Origin of the sequence: Devosia sp., from assembly GCF_036406155.1 — a bacterium.
Classification (GTDB): domain Bacteria; phylum Pseudomonadota; class Alphaproteobacteria; order Rhizobiales; family Devosiaceae; genus Devosia_A.
Genome location: NZ_DASWVV010000187.1, coordinates 1 through 5,437, shown reverse-complemented (window position 1 = coordinate 5,437; position 5,437 = coordinate 1). Strand labels below are relative to the sequence as shown.

Annotated in this window: 5 protein-coding genes and 1 pseudogene; all 6 read left to right on the top strand. The window is 68.0% G+C overall.

The genetic code is table 11. From position 1 onward, the window contains the following. Positions 1–286 (top strand): annotated as a pseudogene (locus tag VGD93_RS12520) (hydantoinase B/oxoprolinase family protein); the annotation flags it as partial. Further along, a complete protein-coding gene (locus VGD93_RS12515; protein WP_395012518.1) occupies positions 283–1,050 on the top strand; it encodes an SDR family NAD(P)-dependent oxidoreductase in 768 nt (255 codons plus the stop codon). The pseudogene VGD93_RS12520 and the gene VGD93_RS12515, both read left to right, overlap by 4 nt. A 133-nt stretch (positions 1,051–1,183) precedes the next feature. After that, positions 1,184–2,347: a TRAP transporter substrate-binding protein DctP gene (gene dctP / locus VGD93_RS12510; RefSeq protein ID WP_395012517.1), complete on the top strand. Its 1,164-nt coding sequence runs from the start codon at positions 1,184–1,186 to the stop codon at positions 2,345–2,347. Between the two features lie 7 nt (positions 2,348–2,354). Further along, positions 2,355–2,870 carry a TRAP transporter small permease gene (locus VGD93_RS12505; RefSeq protein WP_395012516.1) on the top strand — a complete coding sequence of 172 codons (516 nt, stop codon included), beginning with the start codon at positions 2,355–2,357 and terminating at the stop codon, positions 2,868–2,870. A gap of 17 nt (positions 2,871–2,887) precedes the next feature. Then, a complete protein-coding gene (locus VGD93_RS12500) occupies positions 2,888–4,192 on the top strand; it encodes a TRAP transporter large permease (protein ID WP_395012515.1) in 1,305 nt (434 codons plus the stop codon). Further along, positions 4,189–5,364 (top strand): serine hydrolase domain-containing protein, encoded by a 1,176-nt coding sequence (locus VGD93_RS12495; RefSeq protein ID WP_395012514.1) that lies wholly within the window; start codon positions 4,189–4,191, stop codon positions 5,362–5,364. The genes VGD93_RS12500 and VGD93_RS12495 overlap by 4 nt, the downstream gene beginning before the upstream one ends. The last annotated feature ends 73 nt before the right edge of the window (positions 5,365–5,437 follow it).

Genomic DNA, 5,437 nt, shown 5'->3' with positions numbered 1-5,437 from the left:
GAGGCGCGACGCCGCCGGGCGCCTGCAGCCGCTGCCGCCGGTGGGCCACCTCGTCCTCGAACCGGGCGAGACGGTCGTCTCCATCGGGACCGGCGGGGGCGGCTACGGCCCGCCCGCCGCCCGTGACCCGGAACGCGTGCGCAAGGATGTCCGCGCCGGGCTGGTGAGCCAGGAGCGTGCGGCTTCGGTCTACGGCGTCGTGCTGCGCGCCGACGGCACCGTGGATGACGCGGCGACCCGCGCACGGCGCGCCGACATGAGAGTTCAAGAGGGGAACGCGGAATGAAGCTGCAGGGCAGGGTGGCGATGATCACCGGGGGGAGTTCCGGGATCGGCCGGGCGACGGCCGAGCGCTTCGCCCGGGAGGGGGCCCGGGTCGCCGTGCTGGCCAGCAACGATCGGGCCAAGGCGGAGGCCGTGGCACGCGCCATCGTGGCGGCAGGCGGACACGCGGAAGCGTTCGCCGCCGATGTGCGCGACGTTGCGGCCCTCGCGGCCGTCACCGCCGAAGTGACGCGGTCGCTCGGCCCCATCGACATCCTGGTCAACGCCGCGGGCGTCTACTATCCGACGCCCATCGGCCAGACCACGGAGGAGGATTTCGACCGCATGGTCGACATCAACCTCAAGGGCATGTTCTTCGCCATCAACGCCGTCGCGCCGGGCATGAAGGAGCGCCGCCGCGGACGCATCATCAACGTCGCCTCGGTGGCGGCGTTCCGCGGTTCCGCACGGTTTCCGTTGTACAGCGCCACCAAGGCGGCTGTGGTGATGCTGACCAAGGCGCTGGCCGGCGACCTCGCGCCCTATGATGTGCACATCAACGCCATCGCGCCCGGCAATACCGCGACGCCCCTCAACGAAAACGACCGCCTTGGCCCGGACGCTGCCGCGACGCAGGCGGCGAAGGCGGCGGCGACACCCAGCACCCGCATCTATTCGCCGCCCGAGGAGATGGCGGCGGCGGCGCTGTTCCTGGCAGCGGACGAGGTGCGCGCCATGCACGGCGCCACCATCCTGCTCGATGAAGGCCTGTCCGCCTGCGTCTAGCTTCGTCGCTTTCGCGGTGCGGCGCCACGGCGCCCGGTGCCGCGAGGGAGGCCGACTTTCGCCGGGCCTGCAGAGGATGTGCCGCGAGAACGGCCGGCTCCTGCACAAGCCCTAAACTGAGGAGGAGGAGAAGTTGACGAAACGTCCAACGACCATGCAGCGGACCGTTGCCGCAGCCGCGGTGTCGGTTCTCATGCTAGCCGCGGGCGGCGCTGCCCGCGCCGACGCCACCAAGGACTGGATGCAGCACAAGATTCCACAAGCCGAGCCGAACATCACCTATGACGGCGAGCCGATCGTGTGGAAGTTCGCCCATCCGGTGCCGCCGGCCTCGGTGGTGCCGCCGGTCTGGCAGGGCGCGCTCAAGTGGTTCACGGAAGCCACCGACGGCAAGTTCATCATCGAGGAGTTCGGCGCCGGCACCTTGTTGGGGACCAAGGATGGCTTCAAGGGCGTGCGCTCCAAGATCGCCGAATACGCCACCTGCTACGTCGCCCAAGAGGGCCGCGGCTTCGACCTGAGCAAGGTCTGGCAGCAGCCCTTCGTGGCGCCGAGCAACATGGCGGTGCTGTCGCGCGTCACCGCCGAACTCGCGCCGAAATACTTCAAGCCGGAGTTCGAGCAGCAGGAAGTCTATTTCGCCTACCAGGCGATCACCAGCGCCTATGACCTGATGAGCAAGAAGCCGGTGCGCCGGCTCGAGGACTTCAAGGGCCTCAAGATCGGCATTCCGAGCGGCGATCCGGAAGTCGGGGCGGCGCTGGGCGCGGTGTTCGTGCAGATTCCCTTCCCGGACCTGTACGTGTCCATGCAGCAGGGCATGATCGACGCCATCGCGTGGACCAACTCGGCCTTCATTGCCTACAAGATCCCGGAGTTGGCCAAGTACCACACGACGCTGAACCTCACCGTCGCGACCATCGATGCCTGCGTCAACCGCGCCGCCTTCGACGCCCTGCCGCCGGACATGCAGGACGCCTTCCTGCACTTCCAGCAGCTGGTGTCGCCCGCGCTCACGCAAGTGGTCGGCATCAATGCCGTGAACGAGGCCAAGGCCGCCTACGCCGCTGCCGGCGTCGAAACGATCGTCATGGAGCCCGCCGAAATGGATCGGGTGCGCAAGGCGGTCGAGCCGCTGGTCGAGAAGTGGGCGGCCGAGCAGGAGGCTGCCGGGCGGCCGGCGCGCGCGCTGCTCGCCGACATCCGTCGGCTCGAGGAGAAATACGCGGGCATGAGCGACGACGAACTGTTCATGCTGGCGGTGACGGACCCCGTCCCCGGCTTCATCGGGGACTGAAATGAGCATGCCCACCCCTGACAAGGAAGCGGCATCGGTTTCGAACCGACTTGCGGCAGCACTGCATGCCATCGGCACGCTGGTTTTCATTCCGGCCCTCATGCTCCTCGTCGGGGTGGACGTCGTGCTACGCTACTTCTTCGACGCTCCGCTCTCGTGGAGCGTCGATGCCGGCGGCCTGCTGCTGCTGACGGTGTTCCTGTGCAGCCTGCCGTCGGCGACGGTCACCGGGCATCACGTGCGCATGGAGCTGTTCTATCTGCGCACCACCGGCCTCGCCCGCCGGATTGCCGACGCGGTGTCGGCGCTCGGCGGGCTCTCGCTGTCGCTGCTGCTTACCTACCAATCCATCGTCAGCGCCTGGGAAATGTACCGGTTCGACGAGCGGCCGGTCTACCTCGACGTCCCCTACTGGCCGTTCTCCGTGATCATGGCAGCCTCCGCGCTCTTCCTGTGCGTGCACTATCTCCACCAACTCGTGGTGCCACCGTCGGCTGTCCCGACGGCGCCGCCCGCGCTCTGACAACGGCGAACACGGTCATGGAACTTCTCACTCTCGGTGTCATCGGCGTCATCGTCATGATGGCGCTGATCTTCGCGGGCATGCCGATCGGCTTCGCCCTCGCCTTCGTCGGTGCCGGCGGCAATGTGCTGCTCATGGGACTTGCCCCGACGGCGGCCCAGGTGGGCCTGATCACCTGGGAAAACGGGTCGAACTTCCTGCTGATCTCGGCGCCCCTGTTCATCTTCATGGGGCTTCTCGTCTTTCACACCGGCATCGCGTCCGACTTGTACGATTGCGTGTACAAATGGTTCGGGCGCCTGCCGGGCGGGCTTGCCGTGACGGCCACGGCGACCTGTGCCGGGTTCGGCGCGGTCACCGGGTCGAGCATTGCCGCCGTGGCGACGGTGGGCGCCATGGTCATGCCCGAGATGCGCAAGTGCGGCTACCACCCGCGGCTGGCAGCGGGCAGCGTGGCCGCCGGGGGGACGCTCGCGATCCTCATCCCGCCAAGCTTCATCATGATCCTGTATGGGGTGTGGACGGAAACCTCGATCGGCAAGCTGTTCATTGCCGGCATCATTCCCGGCCTGATCCTCACCTCGGCATTCATCGCCCTGATCACCGTCCGCAGCATGCTGAACCCCGCCCTCGGGCCGAAGGGGCCGCGGTTCAGCTGGCACGAGCGCCTGACCTCGCTGTGGAAACTGGTGCCGACCTTGGCGGTGTTCCTGCTGGTGATCGGCGGCATCTATGGCGGCATCTTCACCGCCACGGAAGCGGCGGCCATCGGCGCCATCGGCGTCATGGTCGTGGCCGCGGTGATGGGGCGGCTCAGCTGGAAGGCGCTGAAGCTCTCGCTCAGCGAAGCCGGCCACACCTCGGGCATGATCTTCATCATCATCATCGGCGGCGTACTGGTCAGCCGCTTCCTCGTGCAAACCGGGCTCACGCCGGCGCTCGTTACCTGGATCAGCGAGCTGGGCATCGGGGCGACCGGCGTGCTGCTCCTGCTGATCGTGCTCTACCTGATCCTCGGCTGCATGCTCGACACCATGGGCACGCTGATCCTCACGCTCCCCTTCGTCATGCCCGTCGTGCTCGAACTCGGGATCGATCCCGTCTGGTTCGGTGTGTTCGTCACCATCATGATCGAACTGGCGCTGGTCACCCCGCCGGTGGGCCTCAACGTCTATGTCCTCAACAACATCGCCCCCGAGGTCGATGTCATGGAGATCTTCCGCGGCTGCTACCCGTTCGTCGCGGTGATGATCGCCGTGGTCTTCCTGCTGATGGCGTTTCCCCAACTCGTGCTCTGGCTGCCCGAAAGCATGGGCAAGTGACGACAGGGGCGGGCGTCGACGCGATGCCGCTCGCGGGCACGTGCGACTCGGGCTTTGCCCGGGTCGCGGAGGCGTTTGCGGAGAATTTTGCCGTTCGCGACGAAATCGGTGCGGCGGTCGCCGTCTATGTCGACGGCGAGATCGCCGTCGACCTGTGGGGCGGCCGCGTCGTGCGCGACCAGAAGCCGGCCGAACCCTGGGGCCGGGACACGATCGTGCGCATGATGTCGATCAACAAGGCGGTGACGGCCATCTGCGCACATCGCCTCGCCGATCACGGCCTGCTCGACTACGAGCGCAGGGTCGCCGACTACTGGCCGGAATTCGCCCAAGCCGGCAAGGAATCGATCACGGTGCGGACGCTGATGGCCGGCCGGGCGGGGCTGGTGTTCCCCGACGCGGTGCCGGACGGGGCCGCCTTCGACTGGCCGGCGATGGTCGATGGCCTCGCCCGCCAGGCGCCGATATGGGCGCCGGGCACGCGCGGCGCCTATCACTCCTCGACCTACGGCCACCTGGTGGGGGAACTGGTGCGGCGGCTGACCGGCAAGCTGCCGGGGGCGTATTTCCGCGAGGAGATCGGCGAGCCGCTCGGGCTGGACTACTGGTTCGCCCTGCCCAGGGCCGAGCAGCACCGGCTTTCCGAGATCCTGCCCAACCCGGACAGTGCAACCTACGCCGCGCTCAGCGGGGGCGGGGCCGGCAACAACCTGGCGCGGGCCTGGCGCATCCTGCCCGGCGCCAACCCGCTGATGCGCGATCATCCCGACTACCTGGGCAAGGAGATGCCCTCCGCCTTCGGGCGCGGCACTGCGCGGGCCATGGCGAAGCTGTTCGCGGCGCTGGCCCGCGGCGGCGACATCGACGGCGTGCGCGTGCTCTCGCCGCAGGCCATCGACGCCATGACGACGCTGCAGTGGGACGCGCCGTGCGCCCTGACCGGCCGGCGTTTCCGCTACTGCCTCGGCGTCTACAAGAACACGCCCGGCCTGCGCCCGATGGGCCGGAACCCCGATGCGTTCGGCCACATGGGGGTAGGCGGCTCGTTCGTCTTCGCCGATCCCGAGCGGCGGCTATCGTTCAGCTATTGCACCAATTTCATGTGCGCCGGCGACGGTATAGGCGAGCGCTGCACGGCCCTGGTCGAGGCGGTGGACGCAAGCGGCCGGTGACCGGTCAGCCCTCCATCCCGCCGGTGTCGGACATCTGCGCGACGCTGTCGCGGACGATTAGCGAAAAATCCAG

Excerpts from the sequence above, each read along its gene's own strand:
- VGD93_RS12500 (WP_395012515.1), top strand. The coding sequence starts at position 2,888 with ATGGAACTTCTCACTCTCGGTGTCATCGGCGTCATCGTCATGATGGCG.
- VGD93_RS12505 (WP_395012516.1), top strand. The coding sequence starts at position 2,355 with ATGCCCACCCCTGACAAGGAAGCGGCATCGGTTTCGAACCGACTTGCG.
- VGD93_RS12515 (WP_395012518.1), top strand. The coding sequence starts at position 283 with ATGAAGCTGCAGGGCAGGGTGGCGATGATCACCGGGGGGAGTTCCGGG.